Below are 25057 nucleotides of genomic sequence, written 5' to 3'. Positions count from 1 at the left end.
GCAACAAGAGTGTGAGCTCCGGAAAAGTGATAAACCTTCAGCTGGTTGTCACATTTTTTGTCATTTTCTATTTTTCCGTTATCGTTTATGTTCGGAAAAAATGTAAAACAGGAATTGCGGTAAAACGGAACTTCATGAAAATCTTGGCCTTTAGCGCTTTTTGGCTGGTGTTTTGGTTGTCCTTCTCATTTGCTGGCGAGCTGCCTGACGGGCCGGAGGGGCGCTATTGCGGTTTTGTCTATAATGCCGGTTATCTGGTTCGCTCCGAAGTTGTGATCGGGAAAACGAAAGACGGTCGCCTGATCGGCAAAATGACTTATCGCGACGGTGACGAGGTAACGGAAGGAACGATTGAGGAAGTCATAAAAAAGCAGGGCCGTGAACGGACAGTCAAATGGAATGATAAATATGGCACGGGACTAGCTATTTTAAAATTTGATGAAAAATTTGATGAATTTGAAGGCCTTTGGGGCACAGATTTAAACATTCCCCAATATGAGTGGACAGGAAAACGCTGCAATGACGTCACCAGTTAAGAAAAACGGAACCGTGATTCCTCGCATTCTTTCAATTGCCGGAACCGACCCTTCCGGAGGCGCGGGAATGCATGCCGATATCAAAACCTTTTCGGCCATGAAAACTTACGCCATGAGTGTTGTCACAGCCGTTGTCGCACAAAATACGCAAGGTGTCCGGGCGTTCAAAGCCATGGATGCCGATTTTGTAGCCGACCAGATTGATGCTGTTTTCGAGGACATCAAAGTCGATGCGGTAAAAATCGGCATGGTAGCCAATGCCGCAATTGCCCAAGTGATTGCCGATAAGCTTATGCATTATGGCGCAAGCAATATTGTTCTTGATCCTGTCATGGTAGCAAAAAGCGGTGACTTGTTGCTTGAAAACGATGCCATAGAAATTATTCGCAATGTACTTGTTCCGATGTCTGCCATTATCACCCCCAATCTGCCGGAAGCTGCCGTGCTTCTCAAAACAAAACCGGAATGGTCACTTGAAGAAATGAGGAAGTGTGCGCCCGATATTCTGGAGCTTCAATGCCGTTCTGTCCTCCTTAAAGGCGGGCATCTCAAAACCCCGACAAGCCCCGATATTTTTTGTGACCGCCACGGTGTTATCGAACTTGAAGCTCCACGCATTGCGACAAAAAATGACCATGGCACAGGTTGCACGATCTCGGCAGCCATTGCCGCTTTATTACCAACGACACCACTGGTTGATTCGGTCCGTTTTGCCAAACGCTATCTGACCGGTGCACTTGCCGCTTCAAATAAACTCGAAGTCGGACACGGGCATGGGCCTGTTCACCATTTTTATGAATTATGGCAAGACGGGATGATCGGCGATTGAACCGTCATTCGTCCGGAAGTCGTGAAAACCGGTCGCGATAATTTTGCGGCGAAACATGAAGGTGACGTTGAAAAACCCGTCTTAAAGTTTCTTCACTACCGAAACCACATTGGCGGGCTGTCTTTTTTATCGACCAGTTCTGTTCAAGATATTGTCTTGCAGCCTCAAGCCGGAAAAGCTCTATTGCTTTGGCTGGCGATGACCCCGTATCACGGGTATAAAGGCGGGAAAAATTCCGTTCGCTCATACCACATTTTTCGGCAAGCATTGCAACCGACAAGGGACGGGAAAGATTTTTCATAATCCATTGATTGAGGAGATTGAATCGTTCATCCTCGCAATAAAAATCGAGAAGTTCACTGAACTGGCTTTGACCGCCCGGACGACGCAGATAAACAACCAATTGACGGGCAACGGATTTTGCCAGATTGAACCCCAAATCTTCTTCCACCATTGCCAAAGCCATATCTATACCGGAGGTGATTCCGGCAGATGTCCAGATTTTGCCATTGCGAATAAAAATTGCCTCGTTTGTCCATAAAACCGATGGATAATCCCTCCGGAATTCGTCTATCCTGCTCCAATGCGTTGTTGCTTTTTTTCCGTCAAGTAGCCCAAGTTTTGCCAATGCCAGAGAACCGCTACAGACTGATGCTGTGCGCCGCGTTTTCCGGTTCATCATATCAAGCCATTGAAGTATCGCTTTGTTTCCGGCAAAGCGGTTGATGCCGCGACCACCGCTGATGATAAGCGTATCGAGCTGATCGGGAGCCAAGGACAAAGGTTCAACTGCCAATTCGAGACCACTTGTCGTTTTAATCTTGTCATTTTCGGCAATTGTCAAAAGCCGGTAGGGCTTCACGTCACCTTCATAAATGTCATTGGCACTCGAAAAAACCTGCAAAGGTCCACTAATGTCGAGCAATTGCGCATCATTAAAACAGACGATAGCAATCGTTGCCGGTGCAATGCTTGCCGGTGCAATAGTTTCCGAAAAATCGATCGAACATTTCTTACTTGGCGTAAATCGTGGGGACTTTGTCATAACTGCCAATTTAGCGCGCTCTATAGTTTTTTAAAACATATTTTTAAAAAGGGATCGCTTATGACTATAAAAGCCGGATTTTTTATTTTTGATGAAATGCAACTTCTGGATTTTGCCGCGCCCTATGATGAATTTTGTTCAACTCCTGAAATAGAAGTTTCTCTCATCGGAGAAAGCTTGAAGCCGATTACAACGACGAGCGGATTATCCTTTGCGCCCGATCATGACATCAGCACAGCCCTTCCACTTGATGTCCTGTGCATTCCCGGAGGAAATGGCGTCAATCAATTTTTGAACAACGAACCGGTTCTCGAATTTTTCCGTAAAGAAGCAAAAGAGACCCGCTTTCTCACATCGGTTTGCACCGGTTCGCTTATTCTGGGTGCAAGCGGCCTTCTTAAAGGACGCAAAGCCACAACCCATTGGAGCGCCATGGAATTTCTACCGATTTTCGGTGCAATTCCTGTTGAGGAACGTGTGGTTGCCGATGGTCACATCATAACAGCCGGCGGAATCACTGCAGGCATTGATTTCGGCTTGGTCATTATCGCAAAACTTCTAGGCCAGGAAACGGCCGAAAAAATTCAATTGCTCATGCAATATGATCCCGAACCGCCATTTGATTGTGGAACACCTGAGAAAGCCCCGAAGGCATTGGTAGAACAACTTCAACGGGAAAATAGTACTGACGAACGGAGAAAACTTGTCCGGAAATGGCAGGAAAAACACGGATTCTGACACGCTATTGCTCGCCACAATTTCCGATAGCCGTGAAATTGATGTTTCCGGAAATATTCTGGTCAAAAAAAATGCCGGTATAAACCGGCATTTCAAGCATAATTGGCGGGCTTTCCGCTATTTCTATAACAGACCAGAGGAAACCATCGATAAATGATGGTTCCAAAGGCTTACCAATAGCCCAATATTTTCCACCAGATACCGCCAATAATTGCGAAGACCAGAAGATTGACGACACTCATCACAAAGCCCACGCCCCACCAGCGGCCGAGACTGACATAGCCGGAACCGAAGATGATCGGCGATGTACCGGTGGCATAGTGGGTCAAGCACATCATGATTGCCGAAGCAGCAGCCATCAGCAACATAAAGAGATTGACATAATCAGCGGGAATGAGGTGAACACCAACCATCAGGAAAGCCAGCATCATCGCGCTGATATGGGCTGTCGTACTTGCAAACACGTAGTGTGTATACATGAATGTCAGGATCAATATAGCCATAGCTACAGGCCAACTCATTCCACTTGATTCGATAGCGAAACGAAGACCGTCAGAGAACCAGGCAATAACGCCAAGTTTGTTAAGCTGGCCGGCAAGCATAACCAGCGCACCGAACCAGATAAGTGTATCCCATGCGCTTTTTTCCTTCAGCACATCATCCCAGGTCAGTGTTCCGCACAAAAGCAGGATAACGAGACCGACAAATGCGACTGCTGTCGGATCAACCGCAAAGGACGGGCCGAACAATGCAGCCGGAAGACCTGCCCACAACAGAAGCATAATAATGAATGTGAGCAACATAATAATTTCCGGAGCTTTGACTTTACCCAATTTCTGCAACTCGTCATGAGCAAAAGTGACGGCATTCGGAGTGACTTTCAGTTCTGGCGGAGAAATCAGATAAATGACAAAGGGCATAATCAACATGGCAACAATGCCCGGTACCAACATGCAAAGTGCCCAGGTGCTCCAAGAAAGCGTGAAACCTTGATGGGTTGCTTCGGCAATATAATTGACAACCAGCGGATTTGGTGCGGTCGCTGTAATAAACATTGCCGAGCTGATCGGATTTGCATGATAATTGACAAGTGCAAGATAAGTGCCGACTTTGCCTTGCGTTCCTTTCTGGGGAACAGAATCGTAGGCAAGGGCAATCGAGCGCATGATCGGGTGGATAATACCGCCGCAGCGTGCTGTATTGCTTGGGGTAAAAGGAGCAAGCAATAATTCGCAAAGTGCAAGCCCGTATCCGATACCGATCGTCCGTTTACCGAGAAGACGGATGAAATAATATCCAATCCGCGCACCCAAACCTGTTTTAATCAGGCCGCGCGAAACAATGACCGAAATAACAATGAGCCATATGAGTGCATTGTCCATCGAACCAAGCGCATCGGCAACAGCTTTCGGAGAGGTTGGTGATGTCACCTTGGACAACATGACCACGGCAATCGTAATCATCGACATGACGCCAAGAGGCATAACCTTGAGAATGATGCCAAGAATAGCTGCCACAAAAATGGCTACAAAATGCCAAGCTTCTGCGGTCAAACCGGCAGGCTTCGGCGACATGTATAAAGCCCAGTAAATGAGCACACAAATAATACCGGGAATAATACGAAAAGGTACATATTCCGATAGTTTCTGGTTTAATTTGCTTAGGGATTGCATCAATATAATCCTTTATGAAGGCTTCTCCAGTAAGGGGTTTATATAGAAGGTTTCAGTTTATAGACCAGTCAAAAGAAGCCTTGGTCTCATGAAACATCCACATCTTAATATCACTTTGAATGAAACTGGCAATAATATGATTTTTCTTGCCACATTATCCAGATTTGAAACGCACGGCTTATCATTCAAATGATGGAAATAGAATCCTGGGAACGAGCATCCAACGAATAAAATCCACGATATTCGCTTTCGCTATGCGATCATTTGCAGATTTATTTTGCGATTGATCTATCGGCTTATTATGCATTGGTCGTGGTTTACCCATTTTCCATTTCAGAAATGTTTGATTTGCATAATTTTTTAAAAAATACAGCGCTCACGGAAATTCGTTTGTTTGAAAAGGTGACCGCGAACCAACCAGACTTTTGTTGATGTCATGTCTTTGATCGGATATACGGTCTTCAAATTTTTCCGCCAATGCCTTTGAACTTTTCGACAAAAGCGGAAATTTTATCAAAAACTGTTTTCTTTTTTGACGCATATTGCGGATTAAGCGGACTCATTCTCGGAAGAGCCTCACTCAAGTCAGTGCCGTTCTCATTGGCAAATTCGTGCTTTAGAGAGGTCGCCAAATAGCGTTTTGCGGCATCCTCCCGCAAATTTTCGGAAGCAATCAGTTCTTCGGCTTCCCGCGCCTGTTCTTTTTGTGCAAATTGATAGAACTCGTCAATAATGCTTGATTTATCGGGAATTTTATCGAAATCGACGTGATTGATAAAATCGACAATCAGGCTTTCTTTGGCTCTGCTTCCCACGCTTGAGCGGATCAACCGGCGTCCCTCTTCAACAATCGTCGCCTTATCCTTGTTTTTTCTGGTCTCTTCAAAAATAAGTTCGAGAATATAATCAAGATTGATTTCTTGCGATTTCAACAAATCGACTTCAAAGACGACGTCTTCCCATATATCGGGTATATCGTCCGGTTTTTTACCTTCTCTTTCTCGACGAAGCCAATCGCGAATATCGTTGTAGGTTGACCGGTAATCTTGCAAGAGACGAATGTCCGGAACGTCAATCTCTTGCAGTTCTTTCAATTTTTCATCGTCAATCTGATATTTTGCTTGTAAAGCGGCAACATCTTCAGGGTTTTCAATGTCTATTTTTTTAAGTTCATTAAGACAGGTAAACTCGTCGTAATTTCGCAATATATTTTCAATGCGCAAATATTCGCCAAAGAGTTTGACAAAGTCCTTTTTGTCTTTTTCCGTATGAATTGCAGTCGGGTTGGGAAACCGGCTCTCGAGTTCGTTGACAATCTCGATGTAGCCACGGTGTCGCTCGCCTGTAAGCTCGTCCGTATAGCCCCTGATATAATCCTCGAAGCTCCGCTCAAGAGCGATAGCTCCAATGTCGTCATGATTTTTTTGACCAAAAAGTTTCAAGGCATCGATTGTCGGCTGTTCAAGATCACGAAAGGTTATAATATTGCCGAATGTTTTGGTTGCATTATAAATGCGATTTGTGCGCGAATAGGCCTGAATAAGGCCATGATAGCGAAGATTTTTATCAACAAACAAAGTATTCAATTGTGGTGCATCAAAGCCGGTCAAAAACATGCCGACAACAATCAGAAGATCAACTTCCTGTTTTTTTACCCTTAAAGAAAGATCACGATAATAATTCTGGAAGCCTTCACTATCGACGCTGAACTTGCATTTAAATTCTTCGTTATAATCGTTGATTGCTGCTGTTAGAAATTCTTTATCCGACTGTTGAAGCTGTGACGGATCAAAGCTCTCGTCGGCAATTTCGCCTTTAGCATCGGGTAGTTTTTCGCAAAGTGCATCTTGTTCGCCATTGGCTGCAAAAGAAAAAATCGTTGCAATTTTCAAACTGTGATCGCGGTCTTTTTGCAAGGCTTTCAGGCAATTATAGTAAGCTTTAGCAGCCGCCACGCTTGAAACTGCAAACATGGCGTTAAAACCTTTGCCATTTGGTACATTGCGGTGTGTTTTGATGGAAAAATTGTCGAGAATATAACGTGAAATCTCTTTAATCCGATTGGGGTGCAGCAATGCGTCGCTGGTTTCCGCAGCCGAGAGCTTTTCAATGTCCTGTTCACTTTCCACTTTGGTGAAAAGCGGGCGCACATTATTATAATCAACCTTGAATTTTAAAACCTTTTCATCACGAATAGCGTCGGTGATAACATAGCTGTGCAATAATTTGCCGAAAACGCTTTCGGTCGTTTGGGCGCCTAGAGCATTTTTTTCAAAAATCGGGGTTCCTGTAAAACCGAACTGATAAAACTGCTTGAACTTCTTGTTAATGTTCTTTTGTGCTTCCCCGAATTGCGATCGATGCGCTTCATCAAAAATGAACACGACCTGCTTGTTATAGATTGACAAATCATCTTCACTTTTTATCAGATTGTTGAGTTTCTGAATGGTCGTAACGATGATTTTATTATCATTATTCTCGACATTATACTTCAATCCGGCCGTGTTGTTGGATCCGATAACGCTATCGCGCGAAAAACGCCGGTATTCTTTCATCGTTTGATAATCAAGGTCCTTGCGGTCGACCACAAAGAGAACCTTGTCAATAAAATCGAGCTCGGTCGCCATAAGCGCTGTTTTAAAACTGGTCAGCGTTTTTCCCGAACCTGTTGTATGCCAGATAAAGCCGCCGCCTTCTGTACTGTGCCACTTTTTAGCGTTATGGGCGGATTTGAGTTTCCATAAAATACGTTCTGTTGCGGCGATCTGATAGGGGCGCATAATCAACAGCGTATTTTCCACATCAAAAATCGAATAATTTATAAGTATATTGAGCAACGTGTTCCTTGAAAGAAATGTAGCGGTAAAATCTTTCAAATCGGATATAATCGAGTTGTCCGAACGCGCCCAATTCATTGTGAAATCGAAGCTATTTTTGTCGCGCTTGGTGGTGTTGGCAAAATAACGTGTGTTCGTACCGTTAGAAATGACAAATATCTGCAAAAACTTGAACAGCGAATTATCTTTATTGAAGCTTTCTTTGGTATAGCGATGAATCTGGTTGAATGCTTCACGTATAGCAACGCCACGCTTTTTGAGTTCCACCTGAACCAATGGCAAGCCGTTGACCAGAATGGTTACATCATAGCGGTTGGCAAAGGTACCCTCTTGTTCAAACTGGTTGATGACCTGAAGCTGGTTGCGAAAAATATTTTTTTTATCGATTAGATAAATATTTTTTATCTCACCACTGTCGAAAATAAAATCATAAATATGGTTGTTCTGGATTTTGCGGGTTTTATCTATAATCGTATCACTTGGGCGATCAAGATATTCGGTTAAAAACCTCTGCCATTCACTGTTTGAAAACTTCACGGAGTTCAATTTTTCCAATTGCTCGCGCAAATTTACAAGTAATGCTTCGTGTGAGGTGAGCTTAGGCAAATATTCATAGCCTTGGGAAGACAGATCTTTTATAAGCTCATTTTCAAGATCGGCTTCAGTCTGGTAGGTAGCACCTGTTCGATCCATGGTGTCGTAACGATCAAGCACAATAAAATTGTTTGTTTCGGCAATCGTTTTTATCTTAGTGCTCATCTTTATTTTGCTCTTCAAAGAATTTATATTCTTTTATAAGATGTTTAACTAAAAAATTCACCATATTCTTTTCTTGTTCTGATGGAATTCTAAATTCTTCATCAGTCAATTTGGAATGACTAGTAAAATTCATTATTCTGCTATAGTATAATTGTTTCTCTTCAGGTAATATTTCTCCCCACCTCTCATATCCCAAGAACATCGCTGTCTTTTCATATAAATTCCTAAGTAGCATAAAGTGATATTTTTCAATGTTTCTATTCTTCGTTGCTTTAACTATAATATCTTTTAAATAAAGATGATAGCTCAATGCGTTATTCGCATCTCCTTGTTTCTCAGCAAGTTCATAAGTACCGTCATCAAACCGAGTTAAAAAATACCCTTTCTTCTTATTAACTTCGTGATAAATAATATTATAAAATAATGTGTTATGTGTTGTAACGATAAACTTTAACCCCACCGCATTACAATTGCGAATAACCTCGCCTAAATCCATAGCCAATTCAATCAAATGATTTTGGTCCAAAGAACTAACTGGATCATCAATAAAAATATATTTTAACGCATCAAATCTGTTAGTCATTTTCGTGTCATTATCTGACACCGTTTTTTCTCTAATGGCGATTTGAATATAATTAAAAAAAATGCTCCAGATAAAGCAACTTTCTTCTCCCTTCGAAATTTTTATATTGTGATCTGTTTCATTATCTCCCGCCATAAAATCGAACGTTACCCAGTCTTTCGTAGTTTCTTCTGAAGGATTATCTTTTTCATTGATATGGAAGTTAATGTCTATTTTTTTACCTATAAGTTTTTGAAAATAAGAAACAATATTGTTCTCTTCTCCCTGTTCGTTTATAATAAAATGAAGGAATGAATTATTTTGGACTACCAATTTATGGGATGATCCCTTTTCCCAGTAAAATATATCTTCAAAATCTGAATTGTAGTTTAGTATTGGAATTCTGTTTTCTGTGAGCCTAGTTTCTTGAGAAACAAGCTTTTCAAATTCATGTGACAGCCTTGTCTTCCCTGTCCCATTAAATGCGTATATTAAATGTGTCTTAAGATTTTTTTCGTGTCCATCACAATTTTTCTTTAACCCCTCTGCAATCTTTTTCAGTGTATCTTTTGTACAAACAAAGTTTTTTTCACCCACTTTAATTCTCCAAATCGGGTTTAGGAAAATCTAACAACTTCTCCCGATAATATTCAAATTGTTTATTTCGTAATTCAATTTCCCTTGGTAACCCCTCAGAAATCGAAGTTATTAACGTCAAAAAAGAATCTAATTTCCGTACAATTTCTTTCTGAACCGATATTGGTGGAACGGGAACTAAAAATATATCTGTATCACGAATTGAAATTTGCGGCATCTGCATTTTATTGCCAATATGTTGGAAGTATTGTTCTTTATTTTTTACGTAATAATATATATACTTTATATCTATATTATCATTTTCCGAATGATAGGACCAAAATTCTTTTTTATGAGAAAATGGTTTATCATAATAATCAAATTCAATATTTCCTCGCGACTTTACGATTATAGAAGGATATTTATTAATGTCCTTTTCAGGAATATCATTAAAATCTGCAAAAGCAAAAGTTCGTCCACCAGCGAATATTTTCAAAGCTCCATTGGCTTTGTTTAGCTCTTTCATTTTTTCAGCCGTTATTGAAGTTCCACCTGTCCTCTTCAACATTTCACCCAAAGACTTCCATTCAACTTCATCGTCAGAAAAAGTAAGTAATTTATTGAGATAATAGTTGTATTGTTTTTTACGTTGATTAAGCTCTGCGGTAAGTTCTGCGGTATGAGACGTAAACGCATCCAATATCCGGACAATTTCCTTTTGAACAGATAATGGCGGTATAGGAAACATCCACTTTTTTAATTTATCCATCTGGACGGAAGGAAAACTTGATATACTGGTGTTTTCTTGCGCTTTTTTATCAATAACAAAAAAATAATAATAAACGTATTTTATGTCTAAAAGCGTCTTATATTTTCCCCTAACGGAAAAATTTGTAAAACGTTGATTACATAGAAAATCGGTTAGTATAAGAGCATGCTCTCCCACTGTTGCCGATGTAGACATGATAATTGAGTCTTTAGGAAATAATTTGCCTTTCACTCCATTGATATGAACTTTTTGAGCAGAGTCCTTTAAAATACGCTCCCCCGCCCGCAAATCTTCCATCCTGAACCAAGGAACCGTTCCGCCGATCCAATATTCTTTAACAGATTTACTGGGTGTATATCCATTTTTTAATGTAAAAATTTCGTCTATTGGCTTCCACTCGACCTCGGCGCCTTTGAGCAGCTTTTCTATGATTGATTGGCTCATGCTTCTATCTCCGCGACAATCTGGTCGATTTCAGCGCGAAGTTTATCGATTTTTTTGACCGTCTCTTTGATTTCAGTATTGAGTTTTTGAATGTCGATTTTTTCGCTTTTGTCTTCCTGTTCCACATAAGAGCTTACAGAAAGGTTATAATTGTTTTCCTTGATCGCTTCATAAGAAACCATCTTCATTTTATAATCGACATCTTGCTTATCAGCGAAGAGCTTCAAGATTTCGGCAATATTGTCTTCTGTCAGGATATTATTATTGGTTTCTTTTTTGAAAATATCACCGGCATCTATAAAGGCCGTTTCAGTATGCCGCTTGTTTTTTGCCAGAATTAAAATATTAACCGCGATGCTGGTGCCGAAAAACAGATTGGGAGCCAGAGCAATAACGGTATCGACATAGTTGTTATCAACCAGATATTGGCGAATTTTTTGTTCGGCCCCGCCACGATAAAAAATGCCGGGAAAGCAGACAATTGCCGCGCGCCCTTTGGGAGAAAGATAGCTTAAAGCATGGAGGATAAAAGCAAAATCCGCCTTTGACTTTGGCGCCAACACCCCAGCGGGCGCGAAACGCTCGTTATTGATAAGGGTCGGGTCATCGCTGCCAATCCAGTGAACCGAATAAGGGGGATTGGAAACAATCGCGTCAAACGGTTTGTCATTATTATGTTTCGGATCCAATAATGTGTCGCCCAAAGCAATATCGAATTTGTCATAATTGACATTATGCAAAAACATATTCATACGGGCGAGGTTATAGGTGGTATGGTTGATTTCCTGACCGAAAAATCCTTCTTCAATAATGTGTTCCTCAAATTGCTTCTTTGCCTGTAGCAACAAAGATCCGGAACCGGCTGCCGGATCATATATTTTATTGACATGGTCCTGACCATATAAGGCAAGTTGAGCAATAAGTTTTGACACGCTTTGCGGCGTAAAAAACTCGCCACCGGACTTACCGGCATTGGCAGCATAATTGGAAATCAGATATTCATAAGCATCGCCAAACAGATCAATGTGATTATCCTGAAAATCTCCAAGATCAAATTCCGCTACCCCCTTTAGCACCTTGGCCAAGGTTTTGTTTTTATCCTGAACAGAATTTCCCAATCTGTTGCTGGTTGTATCAAAATCGGCAAAAAGGCCTTTAATATCCGGTTCGGACGGATGCCCGTTGGCGGAATTTTCAATAGCGTCGAATATCTTTTTGAGGTCAATATTGAGCTCGTCATTCTGGTCGGCCGTTGCAACGACATTTTCAAACAATTGACTGGGAGCGATAAAATAACCTTTTTCCTTTATCGCAAGAATACGCGTTTCGTCGGGAATGTCTTTATCTGCAATTTTTGCATAATTGATCGTTTCATCGCCTGCTTGAATGTAGTCGCAGAAATTCTCACTCATAAAACGATAAAACAATGTGCCCAACACATATTGCTTGAAATCCCAGCCATCGACCGAACCGCGCACATCATTGGCGATTTGCCAGATTTGGCGATGCAATGCTTGACGCTGTTGTTGGCTCTCGGACATTTCACGACTTCCCTTAAAAACTATTTCATTTTATCTAGCGCAAAGCAAACGGGGTTAACAAGCCGGTTCAAATTCAACTGTCATCGCCCAATTGCTTTTCAAGTGCCTGACGGGCAAGACCAACCATATAAGGAAGTTGATCCAGCGACCTGAATTTGGCTTCCACAAAACCGGTTCCAAAATGACCAATCTGTGAGATATCACGGCAAAGACCACGTGGGTCATCAAGCTCGTTTAGCTTGATATTGAGGTTCAAAATTAACTGTTTTGATCGCGGCGAAACATCAACAAAATTCGTTTCCGCTTTATAGGCGATATAGTGCTTCAAGAATTCCTCTCGCACATTGTCATCAAGATTAAGTATTTCTTTGCGGAAGGCCTCGAACAATTCTCGTGTAATGCCGCTTTGTAAAAACGCATGATCGGCAATTGTATATGATTTCAAAACCGGTTTTTCCGGTTTGAAACGTTCAAGCGATTCTTCGGATATATCCGGTGCACGCCAGATATTGACCGCCTGATCGGCAAGGTTCTTCGCCCGCGCTATGATTGTTTTTTCTGTCCATTCCGGAAGTTCACCAAGCCCTTTATTGAGATGGAGCGGGCTTTCGGCAAATCCGCCTCGCATCGTGCGTTTGTCTTCAAATGACCGGTTGCCATATTCGGAATTATATCCTGTTAGTGTCAGATTACCGGCAGTATGCAACCATGTTTCCTGAACACGTTGCCAATCTTCCCCGAGCATTTTTTGCCAATCCTTCGGCAATGGTGTTGATTGCGGCATAATATGTTCGATTGTGTAATCATTAACGGCGACCCGCTCTTTACGACCAAAGTTTTCAAACCGGCGCAACCAGTAAGACCGACTGCGGAAATGATAGAGATCACGGTGCTGGAAATTTTCTTTAAACTCTTCATTTGTCGGAAAACGCCTATAAGACGTCATCAGGCTGAAGGCCGCTTTCACACTTTCGAGATAATCACTTTTATCAATATCACGATAAAGCGTTGCAAAGGTTTTATTCAACGAATTGGTCGGAATCGAACAAATTGCCCTTCGGAACACATAGGCTTCCACCAGACGGACAATTTCGAGAAAATAACCTTTTTCAAGGGTGCCATTGGCATAATCTGCATAAACCGGCAGCAAAAAAGGATATGCGACGTCAACTTTAAGTTCGCTCAAATCAAAAAAAGCTTGTGCCAGCTCTTTATCATTTTCCTCTTCAAGAGCCATTGCGCAATAATAGCGGGCAAAGCGCAACATATCATCAACAATGTTCTCGATTGTTTTAATATTGTCAGTGCGTGCAAACTGCTTGAAGCCGGCGTAAACTTCATCCAGCCGCGGAATTGAACCGGTTTTGACTGTCAGATAATGCCGCATAAAACTGTTGAATTCTGTGTCATAGGCCTCTTGCCCGAAAAGTTTTTCCATCGGTTGCCAATAAGCACGATAAAGCCGCGTCTGTTGATCCGGCTCCAGTCCCATAAGAAAAAAATTCCGGATAAGGTCTGCCTGTGTCAATTGCAGACCTGTCGAATTCATACTTTCAAAAATGAGCTGCGGATTATCTTGCCCTCTGGCAAGGGCCACATAAACAATAAGAAGTTTTGCAATTCCCCGGCATAGAAGCTTTAATTCCTGTTCATTGAGCCTGGCAAGTTGAGTTTCGAAATCATGGTAGTTTGCCAAAATACGTTCCGACTCTGCTGCCGGCAAAGGCGTGTCATTAACAAGCGCCAACAATGTATCGCGGTCGGTTTCGGTTAAAAGAAGACGGTTATGCCGATCTCCGTCCTCATATTCATTGACAAGGTAATAATTGAATATCTTACGAGCCGAAAAACCGTCATAAGGTTCTTTTGTTCCAACGGTTTTGGCAAGTGCCAATAAAAGCAATGTCAAAGTGGTTATTCTTTGCTGACCGTCAATCACAAGTAACGGCGCATTATGAGCATCATTATTCGCGATATAGACAACTGTTCCAAGAAAATGGCCTGCATTGTCATTTGCTCTACCGGCGCGCAAAATATCATGCCACAATTGTTCGCATTGTGTTGATGTCCACGAATATTTGCGTTGATAAATCGGAATGATAAATTGGCGGGCATCTTCCAAAAATTTGAGAAGATTAACGTTGCCAGCATCCATTTTCTGTTCTCCCCGGTAGTCTTTCCGGCTTAAACGAAATGGAACTTGTTGTCTATGTTTTAACAGTTTTGGACAAAAATTAAATCACAGATAGCCGCATCGTCGCAAATATAAATTGCGCGTTTTCCGATAACGGATTGAACCCGTCAATGACGGCTAACCGGATGATCGGCAATGAGCCCGATTGATAACCTTATGCTTCAGACAAACTGTTTTAATGAAAAGTGATCCGGATCAAGAGCATATAGATAAACCAATTTCATCCCGATCATGCACCTCTTCCGGCTATAAAAGGCTTTCCCGATTTTTGTCCTCACGGCATCACTCTATAAAACACTCAATTTTCAACTTTTTTGATAATTTTATCCATATCTGCAATTTTCAGATCATGGTCGAGATAGGCTCTCTTGTCTGATAGCTCGATATCCAACCCGTATTTCACCTCATATGCCAAAGTGCCTTGTTCGATTGAAAAATCAATGACATGCCCGCCCGATGTTTTGCTTTTATCGATGAAATGAAGATGAAAACCGGCAACCGAAATGTTCTGGAAAAATTCAGGAGTCCAGAATCCGATCAGTTCTCCTTCGACATCTTCGACATCCTCAACAATTTGATGTTCTGCAACTTCCAATGCATTCTTGAAGCGTTGCTGAAGCTCCCTCGGCCTTCTCACTTTCAAATGGTCGAATTTGCCTTCCAATTTCAGCGCCAGAAATACATTGTCAAACTTCAGATGTCTGGATAATTCCTGATATAAAGTGGCTTTCGATAACTGTGAAATTTCAAAACTTGCTTCAGGCTCGAAAGTCGTAATCTGGGCAAAAGGCATTTTTTCGTTATCATCCATTATGCGCAATGGCTTATTGCCCTTGGCATCAAGAAAATGACAACAATCTATGATGACTTCCCCTGTCAAACCGTCAGAACAGCCCAAACCGAAATGACCATGCTTTTTTATCTCCGATATGGGAAATAAACCTTCAAAAACGCCTCCCATCAGGGCATTGATTCCGGAAAATTGCGTAATTTTTTTGGTCATTATGTGTTTTTCCTGTTTAGAACAGCAAACCCGATTTCTCGCGGCTGATTGCGTTTTTTTAAAGAGAACTGTTTTCTACATAGCAACCACATTCATAAGTTCAATAACAGGTTGTTTTGATAGTTGCAAAGATCTTGAGGATGAGAATTGATATTCCCGACAAAGTCACATGCTTTTGGACAATAACCAATGTTATTTTTATGGTGTTACACGGCTTACAGGTGTTACATATCAATTTTCCAAATTGGAAATGTTTTCCAATCATCAGGAAAGCCCATAGGTTTTAGATCAACATTTAATCGGTCAAGTAATTCATGTAACTTATTTTTCCATTGTGTATTAGGAGCAGTTATTTCCAACAGATAAATTATAATACACAAAGTATTGTAAATGTTTCTTAAATTTTTACCATTCATCGAACAATTTAAAGAATTCGGACGTTTAGGTACTCTCATGGTGACGATAAAACTTTTATTCCATAATCTACCATGATGAGCACATATATTTCTTATATATGTGAGATGGTGAATTATAGATATAAACACGCTTTCATCTAATTCAAAATTTTTAGCAATTAATTGCCTATCTTTTCGGGATTTCAAATTCGCAATCCATTTTGACAATTGCCCTAAAGATATGATTTCGGCAGTCATCCAGATAGGAGGCTCCGTTGGATCATTATATTTATTTTTATAATGTTTTATAAAGGTGTCGGTTGATCTATCTATTTCATCTATCAATAACGAATAAGCTTTTGCATACTGAGCAGGCTTTGCATAAAGATTTGGGTCTAAATAACCATGCGCTCCATACGTAGTGGCTAAATAATAAGCCCATGACGCACGTATTGAAACTTCAATACGCTCAACAGCATCCATTATTAAAAGACGTAATTCTCTATCAAAAACATATAAATCAACAACATCCTCAAAAGAAGTTCCTGCCTTAAAAGCATGCTCATCAGGAACATCGCATTTTATCTCGAAAGGTAACCAGTATGCACGCAATCTATAATAACTTATATGTTTTAGATAATGCACGGCTCGATCATAGTCATGAATCAACATGCCACGCCTTTTTAAGAGCGTTATTTGTTCATCTATACTTATTGGCGGTTTTATAAATTGCATAAATACTGCTTAAACTATTTTTTAAGTTTATAAAAGCAGAAACCCACCAGGTGCGCAGTTCAATGACGAATCATTTTCCGAGGCGTGGTGGGTCTTATTAAGGTACATATGGATTATTACCTAACAAAAATCAATACGAAACTGTGGATATTTAATGTTCCTTTGTGCATAACGATGTTTTTATGAATTTTATCGCTTGACTCTTTAATAAATAGTATTGAGCGAAATTTCATCTAAGGTTGTCATTATCATTCTATAAAATATAGATTTTTCATTGTGATAACACAAAATACATAATTCTTTCTGCGATCACACACCTGCGCCGCTTCCAATTTCAGATATGAACTTCACGTCTGCATTGAATCAATGGAAAGGGTGATTCTGTTTGTCCGCTTTTTGTATGGCGTTCATTCAGTATCGCAGTGGTACTTTTCCAATATGCCACCCCATACAGATGGCGCAGGCAACAGAATGATGCACAAAGAAAATTCAAAGACAACATAGACGGAGCCGCAGTCGCCTGGATAGCCATTTCTCGTATTGCTTTCTGTTTATAATCGCGACAACTGGTCAAACAAAATGGCTTATTTTAATTCATTTGGTTCCGAATTGGTTTGGCGTGATTTTACATAAACAAAAAGCGCCTTACGGCGCTTGTCTAATTCTTGATTCTCTCAAGATTTATTGGAGCGGGCGATGGGATTCGAACCCACGACCCCAACCTTGGCAAGGTTGTGCTCTACCCCTGAGCTACACCCGCTCACAAACCGGAAGCGCTTCGCTTCGGTCGTGCCTATATGACCCAACCTTGCGACGATTGCAACATAAAAAATAAAATTCTTTCAATATTCGTTTTTCATGCTTTAAAAATCGTTGAAAATATTGATTTCCGGCCATGGCTCCAATAAAGCTTTTAAGAGGTTTTAGAGGGAGAAGTGATTATGCGTCGTTTGGTTCTGGCAGCCGCAGCTATTCTGGCATTGGGAAATTTTTCATTCGCAGCCGATAAAGTGAAAGTCGATATTACGCAGATTGTTGCCCATCCAGCTTTGGATGCCGTGCGCAAAGGCGTAGAGGATGTCCTCGCACAACAGGGCTACAAGAATGGGGAAAATCTTGTTCTCAACTTCCAGTCAGCACAGGGAAACATTTCCACAGCAACCCAGATTGCCCGCCAATTTGTTGGCGACAAGCCGGATGTGATTGTGACCATTTCAACGCCGTCGGCACAAACCATGCTCGCAGCGACCAAGAACATACCAATTGTTTTTGCAGCTGTTTCAGACCCCGTTGAAGCAAAGCTCGTACCGGATATGAAAAACCCCGGTGGAAACGTCACCGGCATATGCGACCGCTCGCCGGTTGAAGAACATATAAAACTCTTGAAAGAAATCAGACCTGATCTGAAAAAACTCGGCTACCTTTATAATGCTGCCGAGGCCAATTCGGTTTCGACCCTGAATGTTTTGAAAAAGCTCGCAGAAGAAGACGGCATAGAGGTTATCCCCTCGGCTGCACCGAAATCATCCGACGTGCAGGCAGCAACCCGCGCCCTTATCGGCAAAGTCGATATGATTTATGTACCGACAGACAATACAATTATCTCGGTGCTTGAAGGAGCAACAAAAGTAGCAGCCGAATCAAAAACACCGCTTTTTACGGCTGATCCGAGTTCGATTGGACGTGGCGCCTTTGCAGCCCAGGGAATCGATTATTATGATTCGGGGCTTGAGGCGGGTAAACTCGTTGGCCGCATTTTAAAAGGTGAAAAGCCCGCAGACATCGCTGTTGTCATACCGGACGGAAAAAATGTGGCGATTGACCTTCAAGCTGCAGAAAAAATGGGGGTTGTGATTCCCCAACCGGTACTTGATCGGGCTGCAAAAATTATCAACAAATAAGGTATCCTGACGGTGGAATTTTTCGATACTGACATAATTGCAAGCGGGGCAATTGCCTCATGAGTATGTTTGCCTTTACCGGTGCTGTCGAGCTCGGGCTTGTTTATGCATTTGTCGCTATCGGAGTCTATTTATCGTTCCGGATTCTCGATTTTCCGGATTTGACAGTGGACGGTTCGTTTCTGTTAGGCTCGACCGTCTGCGGTGTTATGATTCTATGTGGTTTTAATCCGTGGTTTGCCATGTTTTCGGCACTCGTTGCCGGAATGATTGCCGGACTTGTTACCGCACTTTTGAATTTGAAGTTCGGCATTCTGAACCTCCTTGCATCCATTTTGACAATGTCGGCGCTCTACACCATTAATCTTCGCATTATGGGAATTATGGGGGTATCGAATGTCAATCTGGGTTTGGCAGATACCGCGCTCACACCGTTTTATAATCTGTTCGGATTGCCGGATATGATTATCCGCCCGCTTTTTGTTGGCATACTCGTCATCATTGTTGCTTTTCTTGTCTGGCGTTTTCTGGAAAGTGAAATCGGCCTTGCCATGCGGGCAACCGGAACGAATCAGCGTATGGCGAAAGCTCAAGGAATCAAAACCGCGCTTCTCATTTATGCCGGTATGGGATTATCCAACGCTCTGGTTGCTCTTGGCGGGTCGCTTTATATCCAGACCGCTATCGCCACTGACATAACGGGAGGTGCAGGAACCATTGTGTTCGGGCTTGCTGCCGTTATTATCGGCGAGACATTGTTTAGAACCCGAAATCTTTTACTGATTATCATAAGCTGCATTGTCGGTTCTGTCCTTTATCGCGTTGCTGTGCAATTTGCATTTGAAGGCAGCAGCCTTGGCATTGATACATCGACAGACTTGCAGCTTATTACCGCTTTGATTGTGGTATTGACTCTTGTTTTGCCGCATTATCTGGGGGCAAAAAAGCATGATTGAACTGCAACATATCGGCGTAACATTCAAAGCCGGAACGCCCTTGGAAAAACAGGCGCTTATCGATCTCAACCTTAAAATTGAGCGTGGCAGCTTTGTAACCATTATCGGCTCGAATGGTGCCGGCAAATCGACCATGCTTGGGGTTCTCGCCGGAGATATTTTGCCCAATGAAGGCAAAGTCATTATCAACAATATTGATGTTTCAAGAAAATCGACAGCCGAACGGGCAGGCATGATCGCACGGGTTTTTCAGGATCCGCTAGCTGGAAGTTGCGGATCCCTCACCATTGAAGAAAATCTTGCCCTTGCCGCCCGTCGCGGGAAAAGGCGGGGGTTGCGTTCGGCTTTGACAAAAGAAAACCGCGAAATATTCCGCGCCCGAATCGCCGCTCTCGGTCTTGGACTTGAAGACCGCATCCAGAACCGGATGGACAGTCTTTCGGGCGGGCAACGTCAGGCTTTGGCGTTAATTATGGCCACCTTGTCGGATGCCGATGTTTTGCTGCTTGACGAACACACAGCCGCACTTGATCCGGGAATGGCCGAATTTGTCATGAAACTTACAGAAAAAGTTATCAAGGAAAATAATCTGACCACTTTGATGGTTACCCATTCTATGCGGCAGGCACTTGATTATGGTGATCGTACCTTTATGCTGCATGGTGGAAAGGTGATACTTGATGTGCACGAAGAAGAACGCAAAGGTCTTGATGTGAGCGACCTTGTCGGCATGTTCCAGAAGGTCAGAGGTGAAGCGCTCGACGATGACAAGCTGCTGATGGATTAACATGGCGCAGAAAAAAGCTCATGAGGTTGACGGTTTCCTTTCACGTTTACAAGCGCAATACCCCATTGTTCTGATTTTCGGTCCCGATAAGGGGCTTGTTTCCGAACGGGCGTCGAAATTTGCCAAGCTAACAGGTGTCAAACTTGATGACCCGTTTTCCAATATCAGGCTTGAAGCGGCCGATCTTGAACGTGACCCTACGCGTCTTCTTGACGAAGCCCATACGGTTTCGCTGTTTGGCGGAAAGCGGCTCATCTCGATAAAAAACGCCGGCAATGGACGAAATCTCACCGAAGTTATCAAAAAACTTGCAAAAACCGGCCTTGAAAATGTTTATCTGATGATAGAAGCCGGAGACCTTAAAAAAGGTGCCGGTTTGCGCTCGGCTGTGGAAACGGCAGCGTCAGCCATGGCGCTTCCCTGTTATGCCGATGATGCACGCTCGCTTGAAGGGCTGATCGACGAGGTTCTTGGTGAATATCACCTTGCTATTTCGCTTGAAGCAAGAAAATGGCTCAAAGAAAGTCTGGGGGGTGACCGGCTTATCTCGCGTAGTGAATTGGACAAGCTTTGCCTTTACGCAATGGGTAAAGACGAGATTACACTTGATGATGTAAAAGCTGCCGTCAGCGATGTAAGCGGCCTCACTTATGATGAAATGATTGATGCTGTGCTCATTGGTGATCTCGTCGGCTTCAACAACCGTTTCGACCGTCAGGTTGCAACCGGTAACGCGCTTTTTTTGATATTAAGCGCAGCCGAGAGACAATTCCAACAATTGCAACTTTTGCGCCAGCAAGTGGAAGTCGAGGGAAAGACACCCTCCTCGGCCATTGCTTCGGCACGTCCGCCTATTTTCTTTCGCCGACAAAAGATCATGGAACAGGCACTCAACCGTTGGACCTTGAAGCGGATTGCGGAAGCCATGGAACGGCTACAAAAAGCTGTTCTTGAAAGCAGGCAAAATACAGCTCTTGCCGAACCGATTATCCGGCAGGCACTTCTGGCGCTTGCTGTCCAATCAAAGCGCCAGAACTAGAACCCATTTTAAACAAAAGCTCTAACTGCGCTTGACGTGTTCGATATAAAGTTCGCGTAAGCGCATTGTTACTTTTCCGGGCTTACCATCGCCAATTTTACGCCCGTCAACGCTCAAAACAGGAGCGGCAAAATTGGTGGTCGAGGTAATCAGCGCCTCACTGGCGGCATAAGTTTCTTCCAATGTAAAGAGCCGTTCTTCGACATTAATGCCGTTTTTGCGGGCAAGTTCGAGAATCGTACCGCGGGTAATACCGGGCAAAATGGAGTGATCCAATTGGCGGGTTATGAGTGTTCCCTGACCATCGACAATGAAGAAATTGGACGAGGTTGCTTCGGTCAGATAGCCATCTTCGACATAAACAGCATCATCAACACCCTCGGCATGGGCGTGAGTCTTGGTCAATGACGAATAAAGAAGCTGCGTCGTCTTGATGTCGCGGCGGCACCAACGGCCTTCTTTCACCGATATCATTTTCAACTGCGGCATTTTATCGAGATTTTTGACAATGCCTGTCTGGGTGAACATGAAAAGGCAAGGTTTCAATTCGCTATTGTCATAAACAAAATTACGATCACCGGCGCCACGCGAAACCTGAAGATAGACAGTGCCGTTATCAAGACCGTTTCGTTTGATAAGCTCGCGATGAATATCAAGAAATTCATCTCTATCCACGTTGAATTCTATCTCCAGCGCTTTCAGAGAATTTTTCAGCCTTTTGATATGTCCGTCAAAGTCGAGAAACTTTCCGTCAAGAAAAGAGGTGACTTCATAAACGGAATCGGCAAACATGACAGACCTGTCAAAAATCGAAATCCGGGCATTTGTTTCATCAAACCAATCGCCGTTGACATAAACGGTGCGTGTCATCGTATTTTAACCTCTTCAACATCATTCACCAGTGGAAAACATTTATCCTGCCGGAGAGAATCCGGATATTCCGGTTTTAGAAACCGGAAGTCTTCCAGTCTTTCCGGACGATCATTTTCCGCGTTTAAAAATCACTATGGAATTTTGGCTGAACTTAAGGCAGATTTGACAGAGCAGCAATAGCCGAGATGTCGCGGCCAATCAATTCATGCCGCTTTTTTTCATGAGGAAAATATCCGATGGCAGAACCGATCGCTTTTGTCAGCCGTAGCGCACAAACCGAAAGAGATAACTGGTTAAAAGTCCTTTCCGAAAATTTGGGCGATGAAAAGATTGTAGATTTCAACGATTTGAAACCGGAAGATTATGGCGCAATCGAACTTGCCATTGTTGCAAACCCCGATCCCGACCAATTGAAAAAACTCAAAAATCTGAAATGGATACAAAGCCTATGGGCAGGTGTCGAACGGATGGTGAAGGAATTACCCGAAAATGCACCACCGATTGTCCGGCTCGTTGATCCCGCTTTGACCGAAGCCATGGCCGAAGCTGTTCTTGCGTGGACGCTTTATTTAACCCGCGATATGCCGCGCTATCATCGTCAGCAACAAAAGCGACTCTGGCAACCGCATAGCTATAAGCCCGCCTCACAATGGAAAATCGGCCTTCTTGGTTTAGGTCAATTGGGAAAAGCTGCGGCCAAATTGCTGACACTTACCGGATTTCAGGTAAACGGTTGGTCAAAGAGCCAAAAAACACTTGATAATGTCACATGTTCGAGTGGAAGAGCCGGTTTTATGCAAGTTGTTGAAACAAGTGATATTGTCGTTCTGCTTATACCGCTCACCAATGAAACAACAGGGCTTCTCGGAAAAAACGAATTTGCCCATATGAAAAAGGGAGCAAGCCTTATCAATTTTTCCAGAGGGCCTGTTATTGATACTGATGCTCTTGTTGAGGCTCTTAATAAACATGAGCTCGATCATGCGGTTCTTGACGTTTTCGATCAGGAACCTTTGCCGCCCGATTCGCCCTTATGGCAAAATGAAAATATAACCGTACTCCCCCATATTTCGGCTCCTACAAACAAAGAAAGTGCCGCAAAAATTGTGGCAAAAAATATAGCTCATTGGCGAAAAACCGGAAACTTGCCGACCGTAGTCAACCGGATGCGCGGCTATTAATCGGCCACTCAAATAGTCGTTCGATAAAACACCGGAAAAACATGGAAAACCGGCTTTAGAAAAATTGGTGCGGAAACCTTGCTTTCGTCATGAACGTTATATAGTTAATCTATATAACAGAATGGTGTATCTATGTCGGTCAAAGCAACCTTATCTTTCACAGAAGATCATATCGGCTCGGTCGGTCGGGAGCGTATCAAGCTTCTTGAGGCTGTCGGCCGTGAAGGTTCGATTTCTGCCGCCGCCCGTTCTGTCGGGCTTAGCTACAAAGCGGCATGGGATGGCATTGGCGCCATGCAAAACCTCGTTGCAAAACCGCTCTTGAAAAAGAACATCGGCGGGAAAAATGGTGGTGGTGCTACCCTGACACCGGAAGCGCTAAAACTCATCGAAACTTTTCACCATCTTGAAACCGGACTTGCCACAATGATGAAGCAAGCCTCCGATAATCTGTCGGAAATAGGTCTGAGTTCGACAGGGCTTTTACAAGGTTTCATGATGAGAACCTCGGCGCGCAATGTTTTATCAGGCCATATTTTAACCATCAAAAGTGCACCGCCCGCCGCATTTGTAACCATCGGTATTTCCCGAAAAATCGAAATCAAAGCCGAAATTACCGAAAAAAGTGTCGAACGGCTCGGACTTGTCAAGGGGCGGCAGGTTGCAGCTCTTATCAAAGCACCCTTTGTGAGGGTCGTACCTTTTGAAGACAAGGAAGATTTTTCTGAACAAAACCGGATTCCGGGAATTTTAGAGTCGATAACGATTGGCAAAAAAAGTGTCGAGCTTAACGTTGAAATTGGTGAAGACAAAACATTGATTGCAACAACCCGACCGGACGACCCAGTACTTAAAGGACTTACGGCCAATCAACCTGTTCTTGCGCTTATCAAGGCTGAAAACATCATTATTGCAACATGTTAGGAGAAGGCAATGAAATCCAAACTCGCTTTATCGATAGGTCTGTTGCTGGCAAGTGTAACCTTTGCCCATGCCGGTGAAACCGTTGTTGCGGTGGCTGCCAATTTTACCGAACCCGTCAAGGAAATTGCCGAACAATTCAAAGAAAAGACCGGGCACACGGCAACACTTTCATTCGGTGCCACCGGTAATTTCTATACACAGATAAAGAATGGTGCTCCTTTCGAGGTATTTCTTGCAGCCGATACCGAAAGGCCAACCAAGGCCGTTGAAGAAGGCTATGGTGTCAAAGGAACCGAATTTACCTATGCAATCGGCACATTGGTGTTGTGGAGCGCAAAAGATGACCTTGTAAAGGGTCCTGAAACTTTGACGGATAGCAAAATCACCCACATTTCCTTCTGCAATCCCGATGCTGCCCCTTATGGCAAGGCGGCTGTCGAAACCATGGATGCGCTCAAAGTTCACGACAAAATCAAGGACAAACTTGTCGAAGGACAAAACATTTCGCAAGCCTACCAGTTTGTCAAAACCGGAAATGCCGAAATCGGCTTTGTCGCTCTTTCGCAGATTATCAATGAAAAAGGCGGCTCGAAATGGGTTGTTCCTCAAACCGACTATAACCCGATCCGTCAGGATGCCGTGCTTTTGAAAACCGGTGAAAATAATGAAGCGGCAAAGGCTTTTGTGAGCTTCCTCAAAGGTCCGGAAGCAGCAACCATTATCAAAAAATATGGCTACGCCCTGCCGGAAACAAAGTAGC

The 25057-nt window shown here is 42.9% G+C and carries 20 protein-coding genes and 1 tRNA gene; 10 read left to right on the top strand and 11 right to left on the bottom strand.

The genetic code is table 11. The features are described 5' to 3' along the window. Positions 1-176: 176 nt before the first annotated feature. Positions 177-536 (top strand): hypothetical protein, encoded by a 360-nt coding sequence (locus H3S94_RS04335; RefSeq protein WP_149866708.1) that lies wholly within the window; start codon positions 177-179, stop codon positions 534-536. Further along, a complete protein-coding gene (gene thiD, locus H3S94_RS04330) occupies positions 520-1365 on the top strand; it encodes a bifunctional hydroxymethylpyrimidine kinase/phosphomethylpyrimidine kinase (protein WP_210327967.1) in 846 nt (281 codons plus the stop codon). The genes H3S94_RS04335 and thiD overlap by 17 nt, the downstream gene beginning before the upstream one ends. 4 nt (positions 1366-1369) lie before the next feature. Here thiD and H3S94_RS04325 read toward each other — a convergent pair whose 3' ends face one another. Next, the gene (locus tag H3S94_RS04325) at positions 1370-2410 is read right to left on the bottom strand and encodes a GlxA family transcriptional regulator (protein ID WP_198240371.1); all 1041 of its coding nucleotides are present in this window, start codon (positions 2408-2410) and stop codon (positions 1370-1372) included. 60 nt (positions 2411-2470) lie between these two features. Here H3S94_RS04325 and H3S94_RS04320 point away from each other — a divergent pair, with 60 nt between their 5' ends. After that, positions 2471-3148: a DJ-1/PfpI family protein gene (locus H3S94_RS04320; RefSeq protein WP_198240370.1), complete on the top strand. Its 678-nt coding sequence runs from the start codon at positions 2471-2473 to the stop codon at positions 3146-3148. Positions 3149-3318: 170 nt separating this feature from the next. Here the strand turns inward: H3S94_RS04320 and H3S94_RS04315 are convergent, their stop codons facing one another. The 9 genes from H3S94_RS04315 to H3S94_RS04275 all read right to left on the bottom strand — a co-directional run bounded on the left by H3S94_RS04315 (position 3319) and on the right by H3S94_RS04275 (position 17396). Continuing rightward, positions 3319-4821, bottom strand: a complete 1503-nt coding sequence (locus H3S94_RS04315) for a DASS family sodium-coupled anion symporter (RefSeq protein WP_077994272.1) — start codon at positions 4819-4821, stop codon at positions 3319-3321. A gap of 461 nt (positions 4822-5282) precedes the next feature. Continuing rightward, positions 5283-8417, bottom strand: a complete 3135-nt coding sequence (locus H3S94_RS04310; RefSeq protein WP_198240369.1) for a type I restriction endonuclease subunit R — start codon at positions 8415-8417, stop codon at positions 5283-5285. Beyond that, on the bottom strand, positions 8407-9576 hold the full coding sequence (locus tag H3S94_RS04305) for an anticodon nuclease (RefSeq protein ID WP_198240368.1): 1170 nt from the start codon (positions 9574-9576) through the stop codon (positions 8407-8409). The genes H3S94_RS04310 and H3S94_RS04305 overlap by 11 nt, the downstream gene beginning before the upstream one ends. A 1-nt stretch (position 9577) precedes the next feature. Further along, positions 9578-10768, bottom strand: coding sequence for a restriction endonuclease subunit S (locus tag H3S94_RS04300; protein ID WP_198240367.1), 1191 nt, complete (start codon positions 10766-10768; stop codon positions 9578-9580). Next, the gene (locus H3S94_RS04295) at positions 10765-12309 is read right to left on the bottom strand and encodes a type I restriction-modification system subunit M (protein WP_198240366.1); all 1545 of its coding nucleotides are present in this window, start codon (positions 12307-12309) and stop codon (positions 10765-10767) included. Before H3S94_RS04295 ends, H3S94_RS04300 begins: the two co-directional genes overlap by 4 nt. Positions 12310-12382: 73 nt before the next feature. Continuing rightward, positions 12383-14464 (bottom strand): DUF262 and DUF1524 domain-containing protein, encoded by a 2082-nt coding sequence (locus tag H3S94_RS04290; protein WP_198240365.1) that lies wholly within the window; start codon positions 14462-14464, stop codon positions 12383-12385. A gap of 337 nt (positions 14465-14801) precedes the next feature. After that, positions 14802-15506: an acetolactate decarboxylase gene (gene budA / locus H3S94_RS04285; protein WP_198240364.1), complete on the bottom strand. Its 705-nt coding sequence runs from the start codon at positions 15504-15506 to the stop codon at positions 14802-14804. Between the two features lie 224 nt (positions 15507-15730). Further along, complete coding sequence (locus H3S94_RS04280) at positions 15731-16636, bottom strand: Abi family protein (protein ID WP_198240363.1); 906 nt, start codon at positions 16634-16636, stop codon at positions 15731-15733. A 685-nt stretch (positions 16637-17321) separates the two neighbouring features. Next, positions 17322-17396 (bottom strand) — tRNA-Gly (locus H3S94_RS04275). A 181-nt stretch (positions 17397-17577) separates the two neighbouring features. Between H3S94_RS04275 and H3S94_RS04270 the strand changes: the two genes are divergently transcribed. The 4 genes from H3S94_RS04270 to holA are packed head-to-tail and all read left to right on the top strand — an operon-like array spanning position 17578 to position 21319. Then, positions 17578-18537 (top strand): ABC transporter substrate-binding protein, encoded by a 960-nt coding sequence (locus tag H3S94_RS04270; protein WP_198230367.1) that lies wholly within the window; start codon positions 17578-17580, stop codon positions 18535-18537. A 59-nt stretch (positions 18538-18596) separates the two neighbouring features. Next, positions 18597-19493, top strand: coding sequence for an ABC transporter permease (locus tag H3S94_RS04265; protein ID WP_198240362.1), 897 nt, complete (start codon positions 18597-18599; stop codon positions 19491-19493). Beyond that, positions 19486-20280, top strand: coding sequence for an ABC transporter ATP-binding protein (locus H3S94_RS04260; protein WP_075869455.1), 795 nt, complete (start codon positions 19486-19488; stop codon positions 20278-20280). Before H3S94_RS04265 ends, H3S94_RS04260 begins: the two co-directional genes overlap by 8 nt. Before the next feature lies 1 nt (position 20281). Continuing rightward, positions 20282-21319, top strand: a complete 1038-nt coding sequence (gene holA, locus H3S94_RS04255) for a DNA polymerase III subunit delta (RefSeq protein ID WP_198240361.1) — start codon at positions 20282-20284, stop codon at positions 21317-21319. Between the two features lie 21 nt (positions 21320-21340). On the opposite strand, the gene H3S94_RS04250 is transcribed toward holA, so the two are convergent. Further along, positions 21341-22189, bottom strand: coding sequence for a D-amino-acid transaminase (locus tag H3S94_RS04250; RefSeq protein WP_198240360.1), 849 nt, complete (start codon positions 22187-22189; stop codon positions 21341-21343). 239 nt (positions 22190-22428) lie between these two features. On the opposite strand from H3S94_RS04250, the gene H3S94_RS04245 reads away from it, so the two are divergent. The 3 genes from H3S94_RS04245 to modA all read left to right on the top strand — a co-directional run bounded on the left by H3S94_RS04245 (position 22429) and on the right by modA (position 25056). Then, positions 22429-23373: a glyoxylate/hydroxypyruvate reductase A gene (locus H3S94_RS04245; RefSeq protein WP_198240359.1), complete on the top strand. Its 945-nt coding sequence runs from the start codon at positions 22429-22431 to the stop codon at positions 23371-23373. Between the two features lie 132 nt (positions 23374-23505). Beyond that, the gene (locus H3S94_RS04240; RefSeq protein WP_198230372.1) at positions 23506-24297 is read left to right on the top strand and encodes a TOBE domain-containing protein; all 792 of its coding nucleotides are present in this window, start codon (positions 23506-23508) and stop codon (positions 24295-24297) included. 9 nt (positions 24298-24306) lie between these two features. Beyond that, positions 24307-25056, top strand: a complete 750-nt coding sequence (gene modA / locus H3S94_RS04235; protein ID WP_077994295.1) for a molybdate ABC transporter substrate-binding protein — start codon at positions 24307-24309, stop codon at positions 25054-25056. Position 25057 lies beyond the last annotated feature (1 nt).

It is taken from the genome of Bartonella sp. B10834G3 (assembly GCF_016102505.1).
Taxonomy (GTDB): Bacteria; Pseudomonadota; Alphaproteobacteria; order Rhizobiales; family Rhizobiaceae; genus Bartonella; species Bartonella choladocola.
The sequence above is the reverse complement of the archived record's forward strand: the minus strand, read 5'-3'. Positions and strand labels throughout refer to the sequence as shown.

Excerpts from the sequence above, each read along its gene's own strand:
- thiD (WP_210327967.1), top strand. The coding sequence starts at position 520 with ATGACGTCACCAGTTAAGAAAAACGGAACCGTGATTCCTCGCATTCTT.
- H3S94_RS04325 (WP_198240371.1), bottom strand. The coding sequence starts at position 2,410 with ATGACAAAGTCCCCACGATTTACGCCAAGTAAGAAATGTTCGATCGAT.
- H3S94_RS04320 (WP_198240370.1), top strand. The coding sequence starts at position 2,471 with ATGACTATAAAAGCCGGATTTTTTATTTTTGATGAAATGCAACTTCTG.
- H3S94_RS04315 (WP_077994272.1), bottom strand. The coding sequence starts at position 4,821 with ATGCAATCCCTAAGCAAATTAAACCAGAAACTATCGGAATATGTACCT.
- H3S94_RS04310 (WP_198240369.1), bottom strand. The coding sequence starts at position 8,417 with ATGAGCACTAAGATAAAAACGATTGCCGAAACAAACAATTTTATTGTG.
- H3S94_RS04300 (WP_198240367.1), bottom strand. The coding sequence starts at position 10,768 with ATGAGCCAATCAATCATAGAAAAGCTGCTCAAAGGCGCCGAGGTCGAG.
- H3S94_RS04295 (WP_198240366.1), bottom strand. The coding sequence starts at position 12,309 with ATGTCCGAGAGCCAACAACAGCGTCAAGCATTGCATCGCCAAATCTGG.
- H3S94_RS04290 (WP_198240365.1), bottom strand. The coding sequence starts at position 14,464 with ATGGATGCTGGCAACGTTAATCTTCTCAAATTTTTGGAAGATGCCCGC.
- budA (WP_198240364.1), bottom strand. The coding sequence starts at position 15,506 with ATGACCAAAAAAATTACGCAATTTTCCGGAATCAATGCCCTGATGGGA.
- H3S94_RS04280 (WP_198240363.1), bottom strand. The coding sequence starts at position 16,636 with ATGCAATTTATAAAACCGCCAATAAGTATAGATGAACAAATAACGCTC.
- H3S94_RS04270 (WP_198230367.1), top strand. The coding sequence starts at position 17,578 with ATGCGTCGTTTGGTTCTGGCAGCCGCAGCTATTCTGGCATTGGGAAAT.
- H3S94_RS04265 (WP_198240362.1), top strand. The coding sequence starts at position 18,597 with ATGAGTATGTTTGCCTTTACCGGTGCTGTCGAGCTCGGGCTTGTTTAT.
- H3S94_RS04260 (WP_075869455.1), top strand. The coding sequence starts at position 19,486 with ATGATTGAACTGCAACATATCGGCGTAACATTCAAAGCCGGAACGCCC.
- holA (WP_198240361.1), top strand. The coding sequence starts at position 20,282 with ATGGCGCAGAAAAAAGCTCATGAGGTTGACGGTTTCCTTTCACGTTTA.
- H3S94_RS04250 (WP_198240360.1), bottom strand. The coding sequence starts at position 22,189 with ATGACACGCACCGTTTATGTCAACGGCGATTGGTTTGATGAAACAAAT.
- H3S94_RS04245 (WP_198240359.1), top strand. The coding sequence starts at position 22,429 with ATGGCAGAACCGATCGCTTTTGTCAGCCGTAGCGCACAAACCGAAAGA.
- H3S94_RS04240 (WP_198230372.1), top strand. The coding sequence starts at position 23,506 with ATGTCGGTCAAAGCAACCTTATCTTTCACAGAAGATCATATCGGCTCG.
- modA (WP_077994295.1), top strand. The coding sequence starts at position 24,307 with ATGAAATCCAAACTCGCTTTATCGATAGGTCTGTTGCTGGCAAGTGTA.